The 21,186-nt window shown below is 71.9% G+C and carries 17 protein-coding genes and 2 pseudogenes; 12 read left to right on the forward strand and 7 right to left on the reverse strand.

Translation table 11 applies throughout. The annotated features are described in order from the left end of the window. Positions 1-397: 397 nt before the first annotated feature. Together AB0P07_RS09550 and AB0P07_RS09555 are read left to right on the forward strand one after the other, a co-directional pair. Positions 398-1,945 (forward strand): annotated as a pseudogene (locus AB0P07_RS09550) (glycoside hydrolase family 3 C-terminal domain-containing protein); the annotation flags it as partial. Between the two features lie 66 nt (positions 1,946-2,011). Then, complete coding sequence (locus tag AB0P07_RS09555; RefSeq protein ID WP_365547480.1) at positions 2,012-3,052, forward strand: LacI family DNA-binding transcriptional regulator; 1,041 nt, start codon at positions 2,012-2,014, stop codon at positions 3,050-3,052. Positions 3,053-3,068: 16 nt separating this feature from the next. On the opposite strand, the gene AB0P07_RS09560 is transcribed toward AB0P07_RS09555, so the two are convergent. Continuing rightward, positions 3,069-3,734 (reverse strand): TetR/AcrR family transcriptional regulator, encoded by a 666-nt coding sequence (locus tag AB0P07_RS09560; protein ID WP_365547483.1) that lies wholly within the window; start codon positions 3,732-3,734, stop codon positions 3,069-3,071. A gap of 253 nt (positions 3,735-3,987) precedes the next feature. Then, positions 3,988-5,304 carry an ROK family protein gene (locus AB0P07_RS09565; RefSeq protein WP_365547486.1) on the reverse strand — a complete coding sequence of 439 codons (1,317 nt, stop codon included), beginning with the start codon at positions 5,302-5,304 and terminating at the stop codon, positions 3,988-3,990. Between the two features lie 178 nt (positions 5,305-5,482). Between AB0P07_RS09565 and AB0P07_RS09570 the strand changes: the two genes are divergently transcribed. From AB0P07_RS09570 to AB0P07_RS09585, 4 genes are read left to right on the forward strand one after another with little or no spacing between them, the layout of a single operon-like run. Then, the gene (locus AB0P07_RS09570; protein ID WP_365547489.1) at positions 5,483-6,799 is read left to right on the forward strand and encodes a sugar ABC transporter substrate-binding protein; all 1,317 of its coding nucleotides are present in this window, start codon (positions 5,483-5,485) and stop codon (positions 6,797-6,799) included. 49 nt (positions 6,800-6,848) lie between these two features. Next, positions 6,849-7,874, forward strand: a complete 1,026-nt coding sequence (locus AB0P07_RS09575; protein ID WP_365547492.1) for a sugar ABC transporter permease — start codon at positions 6,849-6,851, stop codon at positions 7,872-7,874. 7 nt (positions 7,875-7,881) lie between these two features. Next, positions 7,882-8,721 carry a carbohydrate ABC transporter permease gene (locus AB0P07_RS09580; protein WP_365548122.1) on the forward strand — a complete coding sequence of 280 codons (840 nt, stop codon included), beginning with the start codon at positions 7,882-7,884 and terminating at the stop codon, positions 8,719-8,721. A 44-nt stretch (positions 8,722-8,765) separates the two neighbouring features. Further along, the gene (locus AB0P07_RS09585) at positions 8,766-10,124 is read left to right on the forward strand and encodes a GH1 family beta-glucosidase (protein ID WP_365547495.1); all 1,359 of its coding nucleotides are present in this window, start codon (positions 8,766-8,768) and stop codon (positions 10,122-10,124) included. Positions 10,125-10,253: 129 nt separating this feature from the next. Here the strand turns inward: AB0P07_RS09585 and AB0P07_RS09590 are convergent, their stop codons facing one another. After that, positions 10,254-11,072 carry an SAM-dependent methyltransferase gene (locus AB0P07_RS09590; RefSeq protein ID WP_365547498.1) on the reverse strand — a complete coding sequence of 273 codons (819 nt, stop codon included), beginning with the start codon at positions 11,070-11,072 and terminating at the stop codon, positions 10,254-10,256. 225 nt (positions 11,073-11,297) lie between these two features. Here AB0P07_RS09590 and AB0P07_RS09595 point away from each other — a divergent pair, with 225 nt between their 5' ends. From AB0P07_RS09595 to AB0P07_RS09605, 3 genes are all read left to right on the forward strand, one after another. Continuing rightward, positions 11,298-12,083, forward strand: a complete 786-nt coding sequence (locus AB0P07_RS09595) for an SAM-dependent methyltransferase (protein ID WP_365547501.1) — start codon at positions 11,298-11,300, stop codon at positions 12,081-12,083. A 235-nt stretch (positions 12,084-12,318) separates the two neighbouring features. Then, entirely contained in the window at positions 12,319-13,347 is a 1,029-nt protein-coding gene (locus AB0P07_RS09600; protein ID WP_365547504.1) for an alpha/beta hydrolase family protein, read from the forward strand. A 129-nt stretch (positions 13,348-13,476) separates the two neighbouring features. Next, entirely contained in the window at positions 13,477-14,850 is a 1,374-nt protein-coding gene (locus tag AB0P07_RS09605) for a M64 family metallopeptidase (protein ID WP_365547507.1), read from the forward strand. A gap of 18 nt (positions 14,851-14,868) precedes the next feature. Here AB0P07_RS09605 and AB0P07_RS09610 read toward each other — a convergent pair whose 3' ends face one another. After that, on the reverse strand, positions 14,869-15,429 hold the full coding sequence (locus tag AB0P07_RS09610; RefSeq protein WP_365547510.1) for a pyridoxamine 5'-phosphate oxidase family protein: 561 nt from the start codon (positions 15,427-15,429) through the stop codon (positions 14,869-14,871). A 24-nt stretch (positions 15,430-15,453) separates the two neighbouring features. Continuing rightward, the gene (locus AB0P07_RS09615) at positions 15,454-16,383 is read right to left on the reverse strand and encodes an alpha/beta hydrolase (protein WP_365547512.1); all 930 of its coding nucleotides are present in this window, start codon (positions 16,381-16,383) and stop codon (positions 15,454-15,456) included. Positions 16,384-16,507: 124 nt separating this feature from the next. On the opposite strand from AB0P07_RS09615, the gene AB0P07_RS09620 reads away from it, so the two are divergent. The 3 genes from AB0P07_RS09620 to AB0P07_RS09630 all read left to right on the forward strand — a co-directional run bounded on the left by AB0P07_RS09620 (position 16,508) and on the right by AB0P07_RS09630 (position 19,491). Next, positions 16,508-16,915, forward strand: a complete 408-nt coding sequence (locus AB0P07_RS09620; RefSeq protein WP_365547515.1) for a helix-turn-helix domain-containing protein — start codon at positions 16,508-16,510, stop codon at positions 16,913-16,915. A 252-nt stretch (positions 16,916-17,167) separates the two neighbouring features. Then, positions 17,168-18,277: a hypothetical protein gene (locus AB0P07_RS09625; protein ID WP_365547518.1), complete on the forward strand. Its 1,110-nt coding sequence runs from the start codon at positions 17,168-17,170 to the stop codon at positions 18,275-18,277. Then, the gene (locus tag AB0P07_RS09630) at positions 18,262-19,491 is read left to right on the forward strand and encodes a hypothetical protein (RefSeq protein WP_365547521.1); all 1,230 of its coding nucleotides are present in this window, start codon (positions 18,262-18,264) and stop codon (positions 19,489-19,491) included. The genes AB0P07_RS09625 and AB0P07_RS09630 overlap by 16 nt, the downstream gene beginning before the upstream one ends. A 13-nt stretch (positions 19,492-19,504) precedes the next feature. Here AB0P07_RS09630 and AB0P07_RS09635 read toward each other — a convergent pair. Beyond that, a pseudogene (locus AB0P07_RS09635) lies at positions 19,505-19,911 on the reverse strand (pyridine nucleotide-disulfide oxidoreductase); the annotation flags it as partial. A gap of 560 nt (positions 19,912-20,471) precedes the next feature. Then, complete coding sequence (locus AB0P07_RS09640) at positions 20,472-21,134, reverse strand: hypothetical protein (RefSeq protein ID WP_365547523.1); 663 nt, start codon at positions 21,132-21,134, stop codon at positions 20,472-20,474. Positions 21,135-21,186 lie beyond the last annotated feature (52 nt).

The following is a 21,186-nucleotide window of genomic DNA, read 5'->3' on the forward strand; positions in this document are numbered from 1 at the left end:
CGACGATCCGCGTGGTGCAGAGCACCTGCCGGACCGCGTGCCCTCGTCCGGCCGTGGCTCCTCCCGGCCGGTGCCGACGGGGGAGTCGCGTGGTGGGGAGCGCTCGGCGGCGGTGCCTGCGTCGTCAGCAGCCCGTGAAACGTGCCTGCCGGTGTCGGTGGACGATCCGCGTGGTGCAGAGCACCTGCCGGACCGCGTGCCCTCGTCCGGCCGTGGCTCCTCCCGGCCGGTGCCGACGGGGGAGTCGCGTGGTGGGCAGCGCTCGGCGGTCCAAGCCTCGTCAGCCGCCCCTGGTACGCCCCGACGGCCGGTGCCGACGGACACCGCGCGCGGCACGGAGCGCCCTTCGACGCCCGCGCCGTCGCCCACCCGTGACGACCGGACCGGTGCCCGCGTCCGGACCCTGGCCCGCCGGGCCGTCGCCGCCGGGGCCGTTCTGCTGGCCAACAGGGACGTGCTCCCCCTCGACCCCGAGCGTCTCGCAACGGTCGCCGTGATCGGCGCGCACGCCGCGCGGACCCGTACCCAGGGCGGCGGCAGCGCGGGTGTCTTCCCGGGGGAAGAGGTGTCCGTCCTCGACGGCATCCGGGCCGAACTCCGCGACCGGGCAGCCCGCGTCGTCCACGTTCCCGGGCCCCGGCCGGACGGCCCCGCGCCTCCACTGGCCCCGGACGACTGCGCCGACCCGCGCTCCGGCCTGCCCGGCGTCCTGCTGCGGATGCTCGACGCGGACGGTCGCGAGCTGTACGCCGAGCGGCGGCTGGGCGGGCGGCTGCTCGAACCGGGCCTGGTGCCGGGCGCGCACACCGTCGAGATCGGTGCCCGGCTGCGTCCCCGCACCGCCGGCCGCTGGACCCTGGGCGTGGCCGGCTTCGGCCGGATGAGCCTGACCCTGGACGGGCACACCCTCCTGGCGGGCGACTTCCCGCCCCGCACCGACGACCCGGCGGTGGTGCACGTCAACCCGCCCGCCCAATACGCCACCGCGGACCTCGCGGTGGGCCGGGACGCCCTGCTGGTGGCCCGCCGCGAACTGGCGCCCGGCACCGGCCGGGCGAGCGTCCTCGTCGCGGCCCCGCCGGCTCCGGACGTCGCCGCGGCGCTCTCCGAGGCCGCCCGCGCGGCCGCCGGGGCGGACGCGGCGATCGTGGTCGTCGGCACCACCGAGCACGGGGAGTCGGAGGGCCACGACCGCACGGACCTGGCGCTCGGCGCCACCCAGGACGCGCTGGTCCGCACCGTCACGGCCGCCAACCCGCGCACCGTCGCCGTCGTCAACAGCGGCGGCCCGGTGGAACTGCCCTGGCGGGAGCAGGCGGGCGCGGTCCTGCTGGCCTGGTTCCCCGGCCAGGAGGGCGGCGCCGGACTCGCCGACGTGATCTTCGGGCGCGCCGAGCCCGGCGGACGGCTGCCCACCACCTGGCCGGCCGCCCTCGCCGACGCCCCGGTCCCCCGCACCCGCCCGGACGGCGCAGGCCGCCTCGACTACGACGAGGGCCTGCACGTCGGCCACCGCGGCTGGCTGCGCCACCACCGCACGCCCGCCTACTGGTTCGGCCACGGACTCGGCTACACCACCTGGTCCTACGACGAGCTGACCGTCCCCACCGCGGCCCGGGCGAGCGATGACCTCACCGTGCGCGTAGGGGTGCGCAACACCGGTGTGCGGGAGGGCCGGGAGGTCGTGCAGGTGTACCTCGCGCGGCCCGGGTCGGCGCTCGACCGTCCCGTACGGTGGCTCGCCGGGTACGCGGCGGTGCGGGCGCGCCCGGGGGAGACGGCGACGGTGACGGTGCGGGTCCCGGCGCGGGCGCTGCGCCACTGGTCGGTGGCGGAGCACGCCTGGCGCACGGAGACGGGGACCTGGCGGGTGCTGGCCGGGAGATCGGCGGGGGACGTGCCGCTGGCCGCGGACGTGGAGGTCGTACCCGTTCCCGGCGAGTGAGGCGGGGGAACGCACACGGGGAGAGCGCTCTACCACGCGTCGGACCCCGCCGGTTAGGGTGCGGGCATGAGCAGACAGGCCCCGACCCTCGAGGACGTGGCCCGGGAGGCCGGCGTCTCCCGGGCCACCGTCTCCCGGGTGGTCAACGGCGTCCGCAACGTCGACCCGGCCATCCAGGACCTGGTCCGCCGGGCCATCGAACGCACCGGGTACGCGCCCAACCAGGCCGCCAGGCAACTGGTCACCCGGCGCACCACTACCGTCGCCCTCGTCGTCTCGGGCGCGGGCGACGCCTCGGACACGGAACAGAACGCGTTCGCCACACGGGTGTTCGCCGACCCGTTCTTCGGCCGTGTCGTCGGCGGCGTGGTCGGTCACCTCCGGCCGCGCGGGATGCACCCGGTGCTGATGTTCGCCGAGACCCCCGAGGCCCGGCAGGAGGTCGTGGCCTACCTCAGGCAGGGCGGCGCGGACGGTGCCCTGGTGGTGTCCACCCACCCCGACGACCCGCTGCCCGCGCTGCTCGCCGGTGCCGGACTGCCGGCGGTGCTGTTTGCCCGTCCGGGCCGCCCGGTGCCGCTCAGCTACGTCGACCTCGCCCACCGCGACGGCGGCCGGCTCGCCGCCGAGCACCTGCTGGAACGGGGTTGCCGCCGGATAGCCACCGTCACGGGGCCGCTGGCGGTCGCGGCCAGCCAGGAGCGCCTGGCCGGGTTCCGGGACACCCTGGCCCGGCACGGGCACCCCTACGTGCCGGTGGCCGAGGGCGGTTTCACGGTGGACAGCGGCATGGCCGCGACGGCCGCCCTGCTCGCCGAACACCCCCACACCGACGGTGTGTTCACCGCCAACGACCTGATGGCCCAGGGCGCCGTCCAGGTGCTGCGCGACCACGGGCGCCGGGTGCCGCAGGACGTCGCGGTCGTCGGCTTCGACGACTCCAGCGTGGCCGTCACCTGCCGGCCCCGGCTGACCACGGTCCGCCAGCCGGTCGAGGAGATGGCGGCCACGATGACCCGCCTCCTCGACGACCACATCAGGGGCGCGCGCACCGAACCGACGTCGGTGATCTTCGACCCGGAACTGGTCGTTCGGGACTCGGCGTAACGGTCCGGGGCTTGCCTCAGGGCCGCGGTCGGGGGATCGCGGCCTCGATGTGGACCAGGTGGGCCGCGAGGATCTCCTCGAAGGCGGCGCGGCGGTCCGCACCCAGGGGACGGATCTCACGGGCGAAGTGGGCCAGGGTGGGGAAGCGGTCCGGATCGGCGCCCAGCACCGCGACCCGGAACTGCTCCATGCCCTGCTCGTGCTCCTCGGCGCCGACGGCACCGAACCCGCCCTCGGCGGTGATCAGTGAGGCGATCAGGACGACGAGCCGGTGGTAGCACGCCGGGATCTCCTCGTCGGGCAGGCCCGAGGCGCGCAGGGCCCGCAGCACCTCCTCCATCACCAGCCGGGAACCGGCACCGCCCGAGCCGTGACGCCCCCAGACGGCGGCGAGCTGCGGCTGCTGCCCGAAGGCGGCGCGCAGCCGCAGGGCCAGGGCGGTGAGGCGCTGCTTCCAGTCGCCCTCGGGCCGGTAGCCGTCCATGGCGGACACCAGGATCCGGTCGGCGACCGCGCGCAGCAGCTCGGTCTTGTTGCGGAAGTGCCGGTAGAGGCTGGAGGAGTCGGTCCCCAGTGCCGCCGCGAGCCGGCGCACGCTGAACGTCTCGGCGTCGCCCGACGTCAGCAGTTCCGCCGCCGCGTCAAGGATCTGCTCGGTCGACCAACGCCTTCGGCCCGCCATCTCGTCGTTCTCCCTCTCGCTCCCGGCCGCCCCGCCCCGCTCCGCCGGCCTGTTCCGCTCAGGGCTTGCTCGGCCCGGCCCGCCCGGCCCCCATCCTCGCACCTGTCGCCGCACGCTCCGCGCACGCGCCGTCATGCTCGCTCCCGATGCCCGATGCCCGATGCCCGATGCCCGATGCCCGATGCCCGATGCCCGATGCCCGATGTCTGACGCCCGATGTCTGACGCCTGATGCCCATTCCACCTCCCCCGGGTCACCCTCCAGCCCGTTGCCCCGCCAGCCGTCCCCCGAGCGCCGCCCGCCAGGCCGGCACCGGCGCGGGCGAGTCGACCGGCACCCGCCGGCCGCCGCGGGCGAAGAAGGCCGCCAGGGGCAGGATCGCGGCGCCCACCGTCACCGCGTCGGGGCCGAGCCGGCCCAGCGCGATGCCCACCCGTCCGGCGGGGTGGCGCAGGGCGTGGGCCAGGGTGTGGTCCCGCACGGACTCCAGGAAGGCCGGGCCGAGCTGGAGCCCGGCCCAGCCGCCCACCAGGATCCGCTCGGGCTGGAAGAGGTTGACGAGGTCGGCCAGCCCCGCACCCAGGTACTCGGCGGTCTCCGCGAGGACCCGCGCCGCCACCGGATCGGCCTCGCCCCCGTCGCCGGGCCGGGCGGCGGACAGCAGGGCGGTGAGCGCCGCCTCTTCGTCGGCGCCGGGCGGCGGCTCACCGCCCGCCTCCCGCCATCGCGCCAGCAGCGCCTCCGCACCGGCGTACGCCTCCAGGCATCCCCGTGCCCCGCACCGGCACCGGCGCCCCCGCACCTGCACGGTCAGGTGGCCCCATTCCACCGCGCGTCCCTGCTCCACCTCGTCGGTGACGACGCACGCGCCGACGCCGGAGCCGAAGAGTACGACCACGGCGTTGCGGGCGCCGCGTCCGCCGCCGAACCACATCTCGGCCTGCCCCAGCGTTCTGGCACCGTTCTCGATGAACAGCGGCATGTGCGCGGGCAGCCGGCCCGAGCCGCGCAGCAGGGCCTCCAGCGGTACCGCGTCCCAACCGACGGTCTGCCCGTGCACCACGGTGCCCGCGGCGGTGCGCTCGACGATGCCGGGCACTCCGATGCCGACGCCCAGCAGCTCACCGGGGTCCCGTGCGCTGCCGTCGGCGCCGAGCACCTCCGCGACGCCGTCGAGGATGTGCCCGGCGACCAACTCGACGTCGTACGAACGCGATCCGTGCCCGGGAAGCACGCGCTCGGTCCGGGCCAGTTCGGCCATCGACAGGTCGAACAGCTCGACCCGTACGCGGGTCTCGCCGACGTCCACGCCGACGAGGCGCCCCCGGCCGGCCGCGACGCGGACGAGGGTGCGCGGACGGCCGCCGTCCGTGCCTAGACTGCCCGCCTCCTCCACCAGCCCGTCGGCCATCAGCTCGGCGACCACGTTGCTGACGGACCCCGAACTCAGGCCCGCCGCCGAGCCCAGTGCGAGCCGGCTCATCGGCCCGTCGAAATACAACCGTTGCAGAACGGCGCTGCGGCTCTCCCGTCGCAGGTCACGGACCGTGCGCTTGCCCTGCATGGCCATCGGGCCCCTTCCTTTCCCGCCCCCGCGCGCCCCTCGAACGTGCGCGAGACCTTGACGAGTCGTTCTCTCGGAGATTAACTCACGCCCTAAATTAAGCCATGAGGGGCTTCGGGAAGGAAACAACCGAGGCCGCCGTCGGGGAACGTCCCGACCGACTCCCGGAAGGAACCCAGGAGCCATGCGCAGCATCCGAGCCGCGGCCGTAGGCGCCGTCACCCTGTCTCTCGCACTCGCCGCCACGGCCTGCGGAGGAGGCTCCTCCTCGGGCGGCGGATCCAACGACTCGCCGAAGGAACTCACCTACTGGGCCTCCAACCAGGGCGCCAGCGTCGAGGTGGACAAGAAGGTCCTCCAGCCCGAACTCGACAAGTTCGAGAAGGAGACCGGCATCAAGGTGAAGCTGGAGGTCGTGCCCTGGTCCGACCTGCTGAACCGGATCCTGACCGCCACCACCTCGGGACAGGGCCCCGACGTCCTGAACATCGGCAACACCTGGAGCGCCTCCCTCCAGGCAACCGGCGCCCTGCTGCCCTGGGACGCGAAGAACTTCGAGAAGATCGGCGGCAAGGACCGCTTCGTCGACTCGGCGCTGGGCTCGACCGGCGTCGAGGGGCAGGACCCGGCCGCCGTCCCGCTGTACTCGATGGCCTACGCGCTCTACTACAACAAGCAGATGTTCGCCGACGCCGGCATCACCAAGCCCCCGGCCACCTGGGACGAGCTGGTGGAGGTGGGCAAGAAGATCTCCAAGGACGGCAAGTGGGGCCTGGGCGCCGAGGGATCCAACCTGTCCAACAACATCCACCAGGTCTTCGTCCTCGCCAAGCAGCACGGCGCCGACTTCTTCACCGCCGACGGCAAGCCCGACTTCACCTCCGACGCCGCCGTCGCCGCCGTCAAGCAGTACGTCGACCTGATGGCGAAGGACAAGGTCGTCGCGCCCGGCAACGCCGAGTACGCGCAGAACCAGTCCCTCAGCGACTTCGCCAAGGGCAAGACCGCGATGGTGCTCTGGCAGACCGCCTCCGCCACCTTCAAGACCATGGGCATGAAGGACGAAGAGTGGGGCGTCGCCCCCGCCCCCGTCCCGTCCGGCACCCCCGGCGCGGGCAAGGCCACCAACTCCATGGTCGCCGGCATCAACATGGCCGTCTTCAAGAACAGCGACAACCTCGACGGCGCCACGAAGTTCGTGGAGTTCATGACCAGCGACGCCGAGCAGAAGCTCCTCAACAAGGCCTACGGCTCGATCCCGCCGGTCAAGGCCGCGCAGTCCGACCCGGCGTTCAACACCCAGGCCACCGCCGTCCTGCGCGAGACCCTCGCCACCAGCGCCGCGGCCCTGCCCCAGGTGCCCGACGAGTCGCAGTTCGAGACCGCGGTCGGCACCGCCGTCAAGGAACTGTTCGCCGACGCCGCGAACGGCCGCGAGGTGACCGCCGAGTCCGTCAGGGAGAAGCTCGCCAAGGCACAGCAGCAGATGCCGAACAAGTGAGCATCCCGACCCGGAACCCAGCCCCACCGACACGGACACGGACCTCGCCATGACCACCACGACCGCCTCGGCGCAGCCCGGCGAGCGGACGGTCGGCAAGAGCTCCCCCGGGACGGCGCGCGGACGCCGCCGTCCCGGGCGGATCCGCCGCATCGGCCTGCCCTACCTGCTGCTCCTGCCGGCCCTGCTCCTCGAACTCCTCGTCCACCTGGTGCCGATGGTCATCGGCATCGTGATGAGCTTCAAGGAACTCACCCAGTTCTACATCCGCGACTGGACCACCGCACCGTGGACCGGCCTCGACAACTTCACCATGTCGGTGGACTTCGACGCCCCCGTCGGCGAGGCGCTGCTCCACTCCTTCCTCGTCACCTGCGCCTTCACGATCCTCTCCGTCGGCCTGTGCTGGCTGATCGGCACCGCCGCCGCGATCTGCATGCAGGACGCCTTCCGCGGCCGGGGCCTGCTCCGCGCGATCTTCCTGGTGCCGTACGCCCTGCCGGTCTACGCGGCCGTCATCACCTGGGCGTTCATGTTCCAGCACGACAACGGCCTGGTGAACCACGTCCTGCACGACCAGCTCGGCCTCACCGACAAGCCCTCCTTCTGGCTGATCGGCGACAACAGCTTCGTCGCGCTGCTCGTCGTCTCGGTGTGGAAGGGCTGGCCGTTCGCCTTCCTCATCGTCATGGCGGGCCTGCAGAACATCCCCAGGGAGCTGTACGAGGCGGCCGCCCTCGACGGCGCCGGCGTCCGGCAGCAGATCCGCCGCATCACCCTGCCGTCGCTGCGCCCCGTCAACCAGGTCCTCGTCCTGGTGCTGTTCCTGTGGACGTTCAACGACTTCAACACGCCGTTCGTCCTGTTCGGCAAGGCGGCGCCGGAGGCCGCGGACCTCATCTCCATCCACATCTACCAGTCGTCGTTCGTCACCTGGAACTTCGGCACCGGCTCCGCCATGTCGGTCCTGCTGCTGCTCTTCCTGCTGCTGGTGACGGGCGTGTACCTGTTCCTGACCTCCAGGACCGCGCGGGCTCCCCGCAACACCCAGGAGAGGAAGACGGCCGATGCCTAGGTCCCCGATGGCGGCGCCGCGCTCCTTCACCTGGACCCGCCGCGTCTTCCTCACCCTGCTGACCGGCTTCGTCCTGCTGCCGGTGTACGTCATGGTCTCCAGCTCGCTCAAGCCGCTCGAGGACGTCTCCAGTCAGTTCCACTGGCTGCCGGGCAACCTGACCGTCCGTCCGTACGTGGACATCTGGTCGACGGTCCCGCTGGCGAAGTACTTCATGAACTCGCTGATCGTGGCCGGCGCGGCGACCGTCTGCTCCGTGGTCATCGCCGTGTTCGCCGCCTACGCCGTCAGCCGCTACGAGTTCCGCGGCAAGCGCGTCTTCTCGGTGACCGTCCTGTCCACGCAGATGTTCCCGGGCATCCTCTTCCTGCTGCCCCTGTTCCTCATCTACGTGAACATCGGCAACGCCACCGGCATCGCCCTGTTCGGCTCCCGCGGCGGTCTCATCCTCACCTACCTGACCTTCTCCCTGCCGTTCTCGATCTGGATGCTGATCGGGTACTTCGACTCGGTCCCCCGCGACCTGGACGAGGCGGCCCTCGTGGACGGCTGCGGGCCGCTGCGCGCCCTGTTCAAGGTCGTGGTGCCCGCCGCGATCCCGGGCATCGTCGCGGTCGCCGTCTACGCCTTCATGACCGCCTGGGGCGAAGTCCTGTTCGCCTCCGTCATGACCAACGACGCCACCCGCACCCTCGCCGTCGGGCTCCAGGGCTACTCCACGCAGAACGACGTGTACTGGAACCAGATCATGGCCGCCTCACTGGTCGTGAGCGTGCCCGTGGTCGCGGGCTTCCTGCTCCTCCAGCGCTACCTGGTGGCGGGCCTGACGGCCGGAGCCGTCAAGTGACCGGCACGCCCCAGCACTCCCACCCCCGACCCGAAAGGACCTTCGTGACCATCGACTTCGCCGCACTCCCGGACGACTTCCTGTGGGGCACGGCCACATCGGCGTACCAGATCGAGGGAGCCGTGGCGGAGGACGGACGTGCGCCGTCGATCTGGGACACCTTCTCGCACACCCCCGGGAAGATCGACAACAACGACCACGGCGACGTCGCCTGCGACCACTACCACCGCACGCACGAGGACATCGAGCTGATGCGGCGCCTCGGCACCAACGCCTACCGCCTCTCCGTCGCCTGGCCGCGCGTCGTGCCCGGCGGCGACGGCCCGGTCAACGCCAAGGGCCTGGCCTTCTACGACCGGCTCGTCGACGACCTGCTGGCCGCCGGCATCACCCCGTCCGTCACCCTCTACCACTGGGACCTGCCCCAGGCGCTCCAGGACCGCGGCGGCTGGCCGGAGCGCGCCACCGCCGAGCACTTCGCGTCGTACGCCTCCGTGGTCGCCGAACGCCTCGGTGACCGCGTGAGCCACTGGGCCACCCTCAACGAGCCGCTGTGCTCAGCCTGGATCGGCCACCTGGAGGGCAAGATGGCCCCCGGCTGGACCGACCTGACCGCGGCGGTCCGCGCCTCCTACCACCTGCTCCTCGGTCACGGACTGGCAATGCGGGCCATCCGCGCGGCGGCCCCGGACGCCCAGGTGGGCATCGTCAACAACCTCTCCACCATCCACGCCGCCACCGACCGCGACGAGGACCTGGCCGCCGCCCGCCGCATGGACGGCCACACCAACCGCTGGTGGCTGGACCCCGTCCACGGCCGCGGTTTCCCCGAGGACATGCGCGAGCTCTACGGCGTCGGACTTCCCGAACAACCCGGCGACATGGAGCTCATCGGTGCCCCCCTCGACTGGCTGGGCCTGAACTACTACTTCCCCCAGACCGTCGCCGACGACCCCACCGGGCCCGCCCCGCACGTGCGCACCGTCCGCCGTGTCGGCGTCCCGCGCACCGGCATGGACTGGGAGATCGACGCCGGAGGCATCGAGGACCTGTTGCTGCGCCTGACCGAGGAGTACGGGGCACGCAAGCTGTACGTCACCGAGAACGGCTCCGCCTTCCCGGACGTGATCCGCCCCGACGGCACGATCGACGACCCCGAGCGCCAGGAGTACCTGACGGCCCATCTCGCGGCCTGCGCCTCCGCGGCCCGCAGGGGAGCCCCGCTGGCCGGCTACTTCGCCTGGTCGCTGCTGGACAACTTCGAGTGGGCGTACGGCTACGACAAGCGCTTCGGCCTGGTCCACGTCGACTACGCCACCCAGGTCCGCACCATCAAGGGCAGCGGACACCACTACGCGAACCTCATCGGGCGGGCGCGGGGGAGGGAGCGCGAGGCCGCCTGAGAACCGGCCACGGACCCCGTGGTGGGTGCGGATGCGGGAGTCCGCGCCCACCACGGGTGCGGGTGGAGCAGAAGGGGTAGCCGGCCCCCACCGGGCGGGGCGGGGCGAGGCCCGGGCCGCCGCCGTGTGTCAGGCCCCCTTCCGTGCCACTCCGCCGTAGATGCCGATCGGCGGGGCGTCGGGGCGCCGTGCCTCCTCGGGACGCCAGTCGGTGACACGGACCAGCCCCGGCTCCACCATCGCGAAGTCCCCGAAGAAGTCGAGGACCTGCGGGTGCGAACGCAGGTTGAGGGACGCGGTGGCCTTGTTGTAGACGGCCGCCGCGTCCTCACGCCGGTCCTCGTGGACGTCACCCGTCGCGTGCGACAGAACGAGGTAGGAACCGGCGGGCAGCGCGTCGCGCAGTGTGGCGACGATGCCCGCCGGATCCTGCGTGTCGGCCACGAAGTGCACGACGGCGACCAGCAGCAGCGCCACCGGCCGGTCGAAGTCGATGACCTCACGCACCTCGGGGTGGTCCAGGATCGCGCGGGGATCGCGCAGGTCGGCCAGGACCACGGCGGTGTCCGGGTCGTCCGACAGAGCCCTTGAGTGAGTGGCGACGATGGGGTCGTTGTCGACGTACGCGACCCGGGTCCCGGGCGCGACGGACCGCGCGATCTGATGCACGTTGGGTTCGGTGGGCAGGCCGGTGCCCACGTCGAGTATCTGGCGGACGCCGCCCTCGGCCACCACGTGCCGCACCGCCCGGTGCATGAAGTGCCGGTTGGCGAGCACTCCCTCACGCACCTCGGGCGCCGCCTTCATGAACTGCTCGGCGGCCCGCTGGTCGACCTCGTAGTTGTCCTTCCCGCCGAGGAAGTAGTCGTACATCCGCGCGGGATGGGGTCGGCTCGTGTCGATCCGGTCGGGGTGGGCGGCGCTCTCGCCACTGCTCAGGGAGGTCATGCGGTCTGACTCCGTCCTCAACTCGTGGGCCACCCAAGGCGCCGGAGTGACGAGCACCTGGGCGAGCGCCGGTCGGAACATCATCTTGGCACGAGAGCACGCGCCGGTGAGCGCGGCGCAGTGCCTCCGCCCGCGTGGGCCGCGGACGGCGCAGACCGCCGCCTGGGGACGGTCCCGCTACGCTGACGACCCCGCGATGCCGTTCCGCGTACGGAGGAGTCTCCTGTGACCGCCGGTACACCCAGACCCCACATCGACACCAGCAAGCCCCACCCGGCCCGTGTCTACGACTGGCTGCTGGGCGGAAAGGACAACTACCCAGTCGACCAGCGGGTCGGCGAGACGCTCCCCGCCGAGGCACGCGGCAACGCGGCCCGGAACCGGGCGTTCATGCACCGCGCGGCGGCCTGGCTGGCGAAGAACGGCGTCGACCAGTTCCTGGACATAGGCACCGGCATCCCCACCGAACCCAACCTGCACCAGATCGTGCAGGCGATCAGGCCGGACGCCCGGATCGTCTACGTGGACAACGACCCGATCGTCCTCCGGCACGCCGAGGCGCTGCTGACCAGCACCCCGGAGGGACTCACGGACTTCCTCCACGCGGACGTACGACAGCCCGGGGCCGTCCTCGCACGCGCCCGTGAGGTACTGGACTTCGACCGTCCGATCGCCCTCTCCCTGATCGCACTTCTGCACTTCCTGCCCGACGAAGAGGACCCGTACCGTGTCGTGAGCACCCTCGTGGACACCCTTCCCTCCGGCAGCTACCTGCTCCTCTCGCACGGCACCGCGGACCAGCACCCGGAGCTGCGGCAGGAGACCGAGTCCGCCTACAAGAAGGGGGCCATCCCGCTGCGGATGCGCACCCGGAGCGAGGTCGAGCCCTTCTTCTCCGGCCTCGAACTGGTCGAGCCAGGCCTGGTGTTCGCGACCGAGTGGTACCAGGAGGAACCGGCACCGGTGCGGGAACGCAGCGGCTTCTACGTGGGCGTGGCGCGCATCCCCTGACCCGGGGCCGCGGGCGAACCCGGCGAACCACCCCTCCCCGGGGCCGCCTTGACGTCGACGGGAACCGGCCGATACTTGTGCGCAGCATGGGTCGGTCGGTGTCCGTGGTCGGCGTGAGACGGGACGACAGATGAAGCAGAGGAAGCGGCGGCTGCGCGCCGCCACGACCGCCCGTCGGACGCACCACGCACCACGCACCACGCACGATGCACAGCAACCCACCCAGGGAGCCGCCGTGTTCGCGAACGTGCCCGCCGTCCTCACCCCGCTGCGAGCCGGACTCCTCCTGGTCCTCGCCGTCCTGCTGGCCGTCCTGACGCCGGCCGCCCCAGGGGCCCTGGCCGCCGGGAAGCCGGAGACCGGGGCCAACCGCCCCGGCGCCGAGGTCGTCGCCGTCACCCGGGTCGCCGACCGGCAGGTCGACCTGTCGGTGCGGTCGCCGGCCCTGGGCGGCCGCACGGTCGAAGTCCGGCTCCTCACCCCCGACGGCTGGAACCCGTACGACCGACGCCACCGGCAGCACTGGCCCACCCTCTGGCTCCTGCACGGCTGCTGCGGCGACTACACGTCGTGGACGAGCATGACGGACGTGGCGGAGACCGACAGCCTGCGCGACGTCCTGGTCGTGATGCCCGAGGCGGGCTGGAACGGCTGGTACAGCGACTGGTGGAACCACGGCCGGGGCGGCGACCCGGCATGGGAGACGTTCCACACGAAGGAACTGCGCCACCTCCTGGAACGCGACTGGGGCGCGAGCGGCAACCGCGTGGTCGCCGGCCTGTCCATGGGCGGCCAGGGCGCCCTGCTGTACGCCGCCCGGCATCCCGGAATGTTCAAGGCGACGGCGGCGTACTCCGGTTCCGCCCACCCCCTCCTGAACGACGAGTCGGTCGACCGCATCATGGGCTTCTTCGCCGGCCAGGACACCGACCCGCTCCGCGTCTGGGGCGACCCGGTCGCCCAACGCGGCGTCTGGCGGGCCCACGACCCCTTCCACCTCGCCAAGCGCCTGCGGTCGATCCCCGTCTACCTGTCCTGCGGCGACGGCACCACCGGCCCCCTGGACCCACCGGGTGCCACGAGCGCCCTGGAGGCCGACTTCAACCGCCAGAACCAGGCGCTCGCGGCCGAGCTGAAGCGCGTGGGCGCGCGGCACGTGACGACCCACTTCTACGGCCCGGGGACCCACGGCTGGGCCTACTGGGAGCGCGAGCTGCACGCGTCCCTGCCGATGCTGCTGGGAGCGCTTGGGGTCGGCGACTGACGGCACGACGTCCAGCAACACCCGTGTCCCGCCCGCCCCTTGCCAGAGGCGCTGACCGGCCCCTAACTTAAGCAAGCACTTAACTGCGCTTAATTGCGCAGTTACTTCAATCGGGTTGGGGAGAGCTTCGTGCACACAGGCCTGCGCAGGTCGGCGGCGGCAACCGTCCTCGCCCTCTCCGTCTCCCTGACCGCGGTCGACGTCGCGGGCGCCGCCGACGCGCCGACGGCCGCTGGCGCACCGGCGGCCGGCACCGGCCCGTACGTCGACGTCGAGTACTTCCCGGAGCCGGCCGGCGGGGGAGCGCGCACCAGCGTCCTGGCCGACAGCCCCCACACGCAGCCCGACGGGCCGACGGCGACCGACCCGCAAAAGCGCACCGCCGCCGCGTCCGAGGACGGCGAGGTCGTCCCGCTCGCCGAGACCGGCCCGACCGCCGACCGCCTCGACGTCACGATCGTCGGTGACGGCTACACCGCCGCCGAGCAGGACGACTTCCTCGAGGACGCGCGTGCGAAGTGGGACGACGTCACCGACATCGACCCGTACAAGAGCTACGAGGGCCTCTTCAACGTCTGGGCCGTGAAGGCCGTTTCGGAGGACTCCCGAGTCACCGGCGACCCGACCCGGGACGTCGTCAGGAACACCGCGCTCGGCTCGTACTTCTGGTGCGGCGACACGGAGCGCCTGATCTGCGTCGACCTCGACAGGACGAAGGCCTACGCGGACAGGGCTCCGGCGACCGACCTGGTGATCGTGATCTCCAACTCCGCCAAGTACGGCGGTGCCGGCTACTCCGGACTCGCGGCGGACTACGGCTACGACGGCGTCTCCACGCTCTCCTCCGACAACGACCGGTCCACCCTGATAGCCGCCCACGAGATGGCCCACTCCATAGGCCTCCTGGCGGACGAGTACCAGTACGAGGGCTACGGCGACTACCCCTACCCCGAGCCCGCCCACCCCAACGCCTCGACCCTGACGGCGGACGAGATGGCGCGGCAGCGCACCAAGTGGGCGTCGTGGCTCGGCGAGACCGACCCGAGCGGCGGCGTCGTCGGCACCTTCGAGGGCGCCGACTACTACGAGTACGGGGTCTACCGTCCCACGGAGAACTCCATCATGCGCTCGCTGAACACCGATCGGTTCAACCTCCCCGGCCGGGAGGCGATGATCGCCGGCTTCTACCGCTCGGCCAACGCCCTCACCCCGCTGCGGAACACGGCGACCAGGGCCACCCGCTTCACCCGCCTCTCCGTCGAACTCGCCGACCTGGGCGCGGCCAAGGGCCTCTCCCGCCCGCAGCTGCGCTGGTACGTCGACGGACGCGAGGCCAGGCACGCCCGAGGCAGGACCTCCGTCCTCCCGGCCGCCCTGGGCGTCCCGGCCGACCGGCGCACCCACAAGGTGACCGCCACGGTGGTCGACACGACGACCGCAGTCCGCAGCCACGCCGTCCGGGACCTCACGTCCAACTCGGCGACCTGGACGATCGGTCGCTGACACACGGCGCCCGGTGGCTCAGAACGCCCATCGCGTATGGCTGTAGACCCCGTCGTCCCGGCCGAACCCGTACGCGGTGACCGGGGCCACCGCGAACAGCACCGCGTCGCCGCGCCGCATGGCGTCCCCGATGCCGTGGAAGGTGCCGTCGGCCGACGTGATGTGCGCCCCGTACTTCGCCTCGTACGCCGCGATCACCTCCTCCAGCACCGCCCGGTCACCGACCGGCTCCGCCTCGCCCTCGACGACGAGGTCGAACCCCTCGGTCAGCGAGTTCCCGCCCGTGATCAGCGCGCAGTGCGCGTCGTGCGCCAGGTTCCGGGCCTTCTGCTCACCCGGTCCGGTGGAGAAATACAGCACACCGTCGTGCCACGCCGCGATCACCGGCGTGACGTGCGGCCCGCCGCCGGGCCGCACCGTGGTCACCCAGAAGATCTCGGCGGCCTCCAGACGCCGCCGGGCCTCGGCCCACTCGGTGGCGGTGACGTCCGCGGCGCCGGGACGGGGATGGAGTGCGGAGCTGTAGCGGGCGTCGAGCTCGGTCGTGGGCTGTTCGGCGGCAGGTTGTTGCACGGACATGGCGGACTCCTTGCGCTCGTGTCCCTAACGACTGCCGGCCGGCCCGGAAATCATCGGTGCTCCCGATGGACTACCACCGACGGCGAGGAACGGTTCGAGCAGGCGGAGCAGCTCTTCGGGGCGATGCAGCGGGATGATGTGCCCGCAGTCCTCGATCACGTGGCCGACCAGGTGATCGGCGACCGGCCGCAGCTGCCGTTCGAGGGCCCGGCCCACCGGACGGGCGCCGACAGCCATGGTGGGGACGGTCAGCCGCCCGCCGACGACGGCCTGCGCGATCTGCTCGCCGCTCGTGGGCAGCGCGCGGTAGTACGAGAAGGCGCAGCGCAGGGCCTCGGTCCCGGTGTACGCCCGCACGAAGGCGTCCCGGACGGCGGGATCGACGCCCTCGCCGAGGGAACCGGCGTCCAGGAACCAGTCGACGTACCGGGCCTCGTGCCCGGTCAGCACCGTCTCCGCGAGACCGGGCACCGCGTGGAAGCCGAACCACCAGGGCGCCCCGCGCGCGAGAAACTCCTCGGCCCCCGGCAGCCCGCCCAGCAGTGACTCCATGACGACGAGCCGCCTGACGAGGTCGGGCCGGCGCATGGCGAGAAGGAACGCGGGCGGGGTTCCGGCATCGATGCCGACGACGTCCGCCGAGCGGACTCCGAGGGCTTCCAGCAGCGCTTCGGCATCGCACGCGAGGGTGCCGGCGTCGTACCCGTCCGCCGCACGCGTACTCGCCCCCGCGCCTCGCATGTCCGGTGCGACGACCCGGTGGTGTTCGGCGAGGGGGCCCATGACGCGGGTCCACAGCTGCCACGTGTGCGGGAAGCCGTGCAGCAGCAGCACGGCGGGTCCCTCGCCCTGGAGGGCCACGTCGAGTGCGACGCCGTTGACCGCGACGCGCCGGAGTTCGACGCCCGGAGGACGGGGATCGGAGGAGTGGGACGTGGTGACGGGCGTGAGCACGAGAATCCCCTGGGGTCGGCCGAAGCAGTTGCCAAGAAGCGGTTACCAATGGTGACAACAGAACGATAGGAAACTAGGCTGGGCGATCCAAGACCGCACTTCTGCCACAGGTGGTGAGCTCCGGGTGACCTCCTCGACGCCACGTCCTGCGCACCTCCCTCGCGGCGACCTGTTCGACCCGCAGTGCCCCACCCGCCGCCTCCTCGACCGGATCGGCACCAAGTGGACGTCCATGGCCGTCAAAGTGCTGGCGGAGGCCTCCCCGGAGGAGGTGCGGTTCGCGGAACTGCAGCGCAGGATGACCGGCATCTCGCAGAAGATGCTGTCGGCGACCCTTCAGGGCCTCACCCGCGACGGCCTGGTCGGCCGCAGAGTGGAGCCGACGGTCCCGCCGCGCGTGTACTACCGGCTCACCCCGCTCGGCCTGACCCTGGAAGAGCCGCTGGCCGCACTCCGTGAGTGGGCCGAGGCACACATGGCCGAGGTGGACCGGGCCCGTCGGCGAAGCGAGAAGGAAGGCGCCGCCGACTGAGGCTCCCTGCGCCGACATCACCATTGCCATCGCCGTGTTGGGCGGGTAGTGGTGTGAGGAAGCGAGGTGCGTGGCGCCGGGGCCCCGACTGTGACCGGGGGGGCACCAGGGGTGACGCCGGTACGGCAGACTGCTGTACGTGATGGCTGAACCGGTACGTGACAAGGGATCAGGCGGGCTTCGAGGGGCCCGGTCGACGCGCAAGTCATCGGCAGCCGGAGCCGGGACGCGACGTATTGCGGGGGGACGGGCATGACGACGACCGCTTCACCGGACGGCACTCCGGAGCCGCGCTCCGACGACGACGGCGCCCCCGCCGAGCCCACGGGGCAGCACCCCGACGCGGACGGGGACACGCCACCACCGCCCGCCGACCCCGGGCCGTCCGCACCGCAGCCGCCCGCCGGCGGGGGAGGCCGCCCCGACGAGAGCTTCGAGGCCCTCGTCTCCGACGTGCTCGGGGTGGACCCCGAGGCCTCCCGGCGCAAGAAGCTCCGCTGGCTGTTCGTGAAGGCGGCCGTCGGTCTCCTGGGCGTCCTTGGCGCGGTGCTGGTGGCATACCTCATGATCAAGCCGAGCACGATCAGGGAGAACGACACCAACACCGGTATCGACGCGGCCAAGACCCCGTTCACGGTGTCGGTGCGGCCGGAGGAGGGCGAGCCCCCCACGTGGGCGATGGTCCTCGACCGTGAGCTGACCGCCGACGAGGCGCGGAAACTGACGACCGGCGACCCTGGTTCCGCCTTCTCCTACCTGAGGGAGCTGGGCGGCCGCCCGCTCGTGTACGCGTCCGTGATGGAACACGCCCCCGAACGGTACGAGCGGAACACCAGGGACGGCGGTCTGGAACTCACCGACGCGTTCAAGATGACCGTGCTGAGCACCCGCTCCTCCGCCGTGGTCATCGACGGCTGGAAGACCACCGGCATCACGTGCCACAAGAGCACCACGCAGACCGTCGTCGCCATGCCGCCCCAGGGCGGAGCCACCTATCAGGGCATCCGGCTCCACCTTCCGCCGCGCGCCGAGGAGCCCGTGCTCACCGACGACGCCGAGGGGCAGGGCGAGTCCTACTTCGGCACCCACTACATCGAGGTCGGAGGCGGCCAGCCCTCGGGCGGCCTCAGGGTCGAGGCGATCGCACCACGGGGACAGGCGTGCGAGTGGGGCATCAAGGTCCACTACAACGACTCCTACCAGAAGGGCGAGTGGCTCCAGCTGAAGGATGCCAAGGGCAAGCCGCTGCGCATCCGCACGGAGTCCGTCCCGGCGGACCTCCAGCAGAAGTGGGTCTTCGCTTCCGTCGCCTGGACGCCGTGTCACGAGAATCCCGAGGGGTCGCTGTGCGATCTGGTCTGACCCTCAAGGCCGTGACCTCCCTCGCCCTGGCCGCACTGTGCGTCCAGGGGTGCAGTGCGCAGCCCCCCGAGGAGAATCCGGCCTCCACGTCCTCGGCGTCCGCGGCGCCCTTCCTGGGCAACCGGGACTACGTCCTCCCGGACAGTCCTTTCACCCGCGACGACACGGTCGTCACGGCCACGTGCGGCATGGGCGCGCGCTACGCCGCGGTCACCGTCCGGGCCTGGGACCCCGAGACGTGGCAACCGCGCGCGGAACGGACGTTCCCCATCCCCGGCGACGCCGCGTTCACGAACTACGCGGGAGTGAAGACGGTCAACAGCCCCCTCGTGGACCTCTGCGGTATGAATCCGGACAACCCGTCACCCTACGAGGTCGCCACCCTGGAATACATGGCTCCCCGGGTCCGCGCACTCTTCGACCTGGCTTTCACGCGCATGGCCGTGGTCCTGCGCGATCCCGACAACAAGGCGGATTCCCAAGTCGGTTACGTGGTGAGCGGCGCCGGCCTCGACGACGTCGTGCGGTTGGGGGGAGCGGCAGGTGCGGACGAACAGAACGCGGTGATGTCGCCGGACGGGACCAGCGTGTGGTTCACGTACACGGCAGAGGGCGGCGGGCAGCGGATCGGTTTCCGGTCCACCGAGGGCTCCCACGACCTGTCCGACGAGGGCCCGGCCGCCGGGCACGGCCTGCCCCTGACCGTCATGGGCAAGCCCCCACGCGCCGTCCAGGCGGACACGGTCCACCTCGCCCCTGGCGGCCGACGGCTCACCGCCAAGGCACCGAAGGTCTTCGGGAACGTCTTCGACACCTGGAACTCCTCAGGAGCGCTCACCTCTCGTTCGGCGCACCGGGCGACCCTGCTCAGCGAGTGTGTGGGTGTCGTCGGCTGGACCGGCGACGACCGGGTGCTGTGCCGCACCTCGACCGGTACCTTCCGGATCATGGACGCCCGTACCGGCCGGGCCTCGGGCGCCCCGGTCAGTGTGGTCGGCCCGCAGGACGGGACCGTCGCGGAGGGCATGCTGGTGTCGCCGGACGGGGAGCGGTTCCTCGCCGCCGTCCACGAGCCCAACGCCCGGCGGAGCGACGACGACTACTCGTACCGGAGGCCCGACTTCAGGGTGGTGCCGACCACCGGCAGTGGGGCGACGACCAGCGTGGTCAACGACCTCCTCGACACGTACACGATGTTCCTGAGCTGGTCGTAGTGGAAGTACGGCACTACGGCACATCGGTCTTTCGCTCCGCATCGGCGAAGGGCGGCCCTTGCAGGTGGGGCCTCCTGGGCCGATGAGCATGTCGGGCGGGAACAGCCGGGTCGCGGGTCGCTCCAGGCTCATGACATCCAGCAGGGCAGCCATGGCGCGCGGATTGCGTGCGTCGGCCTCCACGGCCTTGTCGACGAAGCGCGCGAGGAGACGTTCGACGCCGTTGGGCCGGGTGTCGGTGGCTCCCGGATACACGGCGTCCTGGCCGACGGCCAAGTCCCAGGCGGCGGCCACCGGTCGTGCGGCGGCGCGCTGAAGACGCCGTGCAAGGCCCGGTTGTCCCAGCCCCGTCGCGCCGAGGGTGTCGCGGACGGCGAGGGCGCACGGGGCGGCGACGGTCAGACCGTGGCCGTAGACGGGCGCGGTTGAGCGCGTCGGCGGCCGACGCGGTGAAGAACGTCTCTCCCTCCTCGACCCCGAAGTACTCGACGAGCCCGTGCAGAAGCTCGACGCTGGGGACCTTCCTGCCGTCGCAGGCCTGCCGGGCCCAGTATCCGGAGACGCCGAGCCGCTCGGAGATGTCCGAGGCCAGGTCGGACATGCGTGTGCCGGTCGCGGCCATCTCGGCTTCGGCGAGCGCGGCGATCCGCATCCGGACCCGGTCGTTGACGGAGCCGTCCGGTGGCACACCGCCCTGGAGCAGGGCGCGGACGGTGGACACCGGCAGTGCCGCCCGGACGGCGAGCTCCGCCGCGTCCAGCGGCTTCGAACGGCCTTCCTTCTCCTGGAGGACCCTGTCGAGACGACGCAGGGTTTCGGGGTGGGGAGAGTATGCAACCACCGTTGCACTCCCGGTCCGGGGGCCGACGACCGGTGTCGCTGACGGGACCCGGACCCTATGTGATGAACACGCATAGGGGCAGAGGTCGTTGAGCCCGGATCATCGATGCCTGCCCGCGGGCCTAGGGGACCAGCGGGACCTACAGGGGCTGCACGCTGATGGACCACGGCCCGTCCGAGCGGGCGTAGATGAGGCACGGTCCGGTCAACGGTGCCTCGCCCCGCCAGGGGCCGACGTGGTTGGCCAGCTCGTCTAGGAAACCGTTCCCGTCCGGTTCGTAGGTGTCGACGAGGAAGTAGCCGCCGTCCTCGGCCCGCGGGTCTCCCTCGTGGCAGAGCGAAGCGATCCCCGGGCCGCCCTCGTAGCGCAGTACGTTCGAGGCGGGGCACCGTGCGGCTCCGTCCAAGGCCGACGCACTCGACACCGCGGTCGCTTCGATCGCCCACGGCCCGTCCGCCTGGACTCTGAGTGCCCGCACCGTCCTGTCGTCGGCGTTGACCAGCGCCCGACAGGCGAAAGGCCCGTCCGTGTAGACGAGTTGGCTCAGAGAACGCAGACCGGCGTCCAGGGCGTCCACGACGAAGTGGCCTCGTCCCTGATGGGTGATGTCCAGGATGACCGGCTCCGCAGGCGTCGTCATCCGTGCGACCTGGTCACTGTCGCCGCCGATTCGTTGCAGCACCGGGCCGCCCGCGGCGAGCGGTGGAGGTGCCTGTCCGGGCACGCTCGTACTCTTGACGACACCGGAGAGTGGCACCACACCGGCGGGCCGCTCCTCCCGATCTCGCTGGAACCACTTCATGGCCCGCCCCCCCGTTCACGCTGCTTCGCCGCGCAGTATGCCACCCGGGACA

This window comes from Streptomyces sp. NPDC085944 (assembly GCF_040686295.1).
Classification (GTDB): Bacteria; Actinomycetota; Actinomycetes; order Streptomycetales; family Streptomycetaceae; genus Streptomyces; species Streptomyces salinarius.

Bases quoted from the DNA above. Each gene is read 5' to 3' on its own strand.
- AB0P07_RS09575 (WP_365547492.1), top strand. From the start codon at position 6,849: ATGACCACCACGACCGCCTCGGCGCAGCCCGGCGAGCGGACGGTCGGC.
- AB0P07_RS09555 (WP_365547480.1), top strand. From the start codon at position 2,012: ATGAGCAGACAGGCCCCGACCCTCGAGGACGTGGCCCGGGAGGCCGGC.
- AB0P07_RS09640 (WP_365547523.1), bottom strand. From the start codon at position 21,134: ATGAAGTGGTTCCAGCGAGATCGGGAGGAGCGGCCCGCCGGTGTGGTG.
- AB0P07_RS09570 (WP_365547489.1), top strand. From the start codon at position 5,483: ATGCGCAGCATCCGAGCCGCGGCCGTAGGCGCCGTCACCCTGTCTCTC.
- AB0P07_RS09590 (WP_365547498.1), bottom strand. From the start codon at position 11,072: ATGACCTCCCTGAGCAGTGGCGAGAGCGCCGCCCACCCCGACCGGATC.
- AB0P07_RS09560 (WP_365547483.1), bottom strand. From the start codon at position 3,734: ATGGCGGGCCGAAGGCGTTGGTCGACCGAGCAGATCCTTGACGCGGCG.
- AB0P07_RS09610 (WP_365547510.1), bottom strand. From the start codon at position 15,429: ATGTCCGTGCAACAACCTGCCGCCGAACAGCCCACGACCGAGCTCGAC.
- AB0P07_RS09625 (WP_365547518.1), top strand. From the start codon at position 17,168: ATGACGACGACCGCTTCACCGGACGGCACTCCGGAGCCGCGCTCCGAC.
- AB0P07_RS09565 (WP_365547486.1), bottom strand. From the start codon at position 5,304: ATGGCCATGCAGGGCAAGCGCACGGTCCGTGACCTGCGACGGGAGAGC.
- AB0P07_RS09580 (WP_365548122.1), top strand. From the start codon at position 7,882: ATGGCGGCGCCGCGCTCCTTCACCTGGACCCGCCGCGTCTTCCTCACC.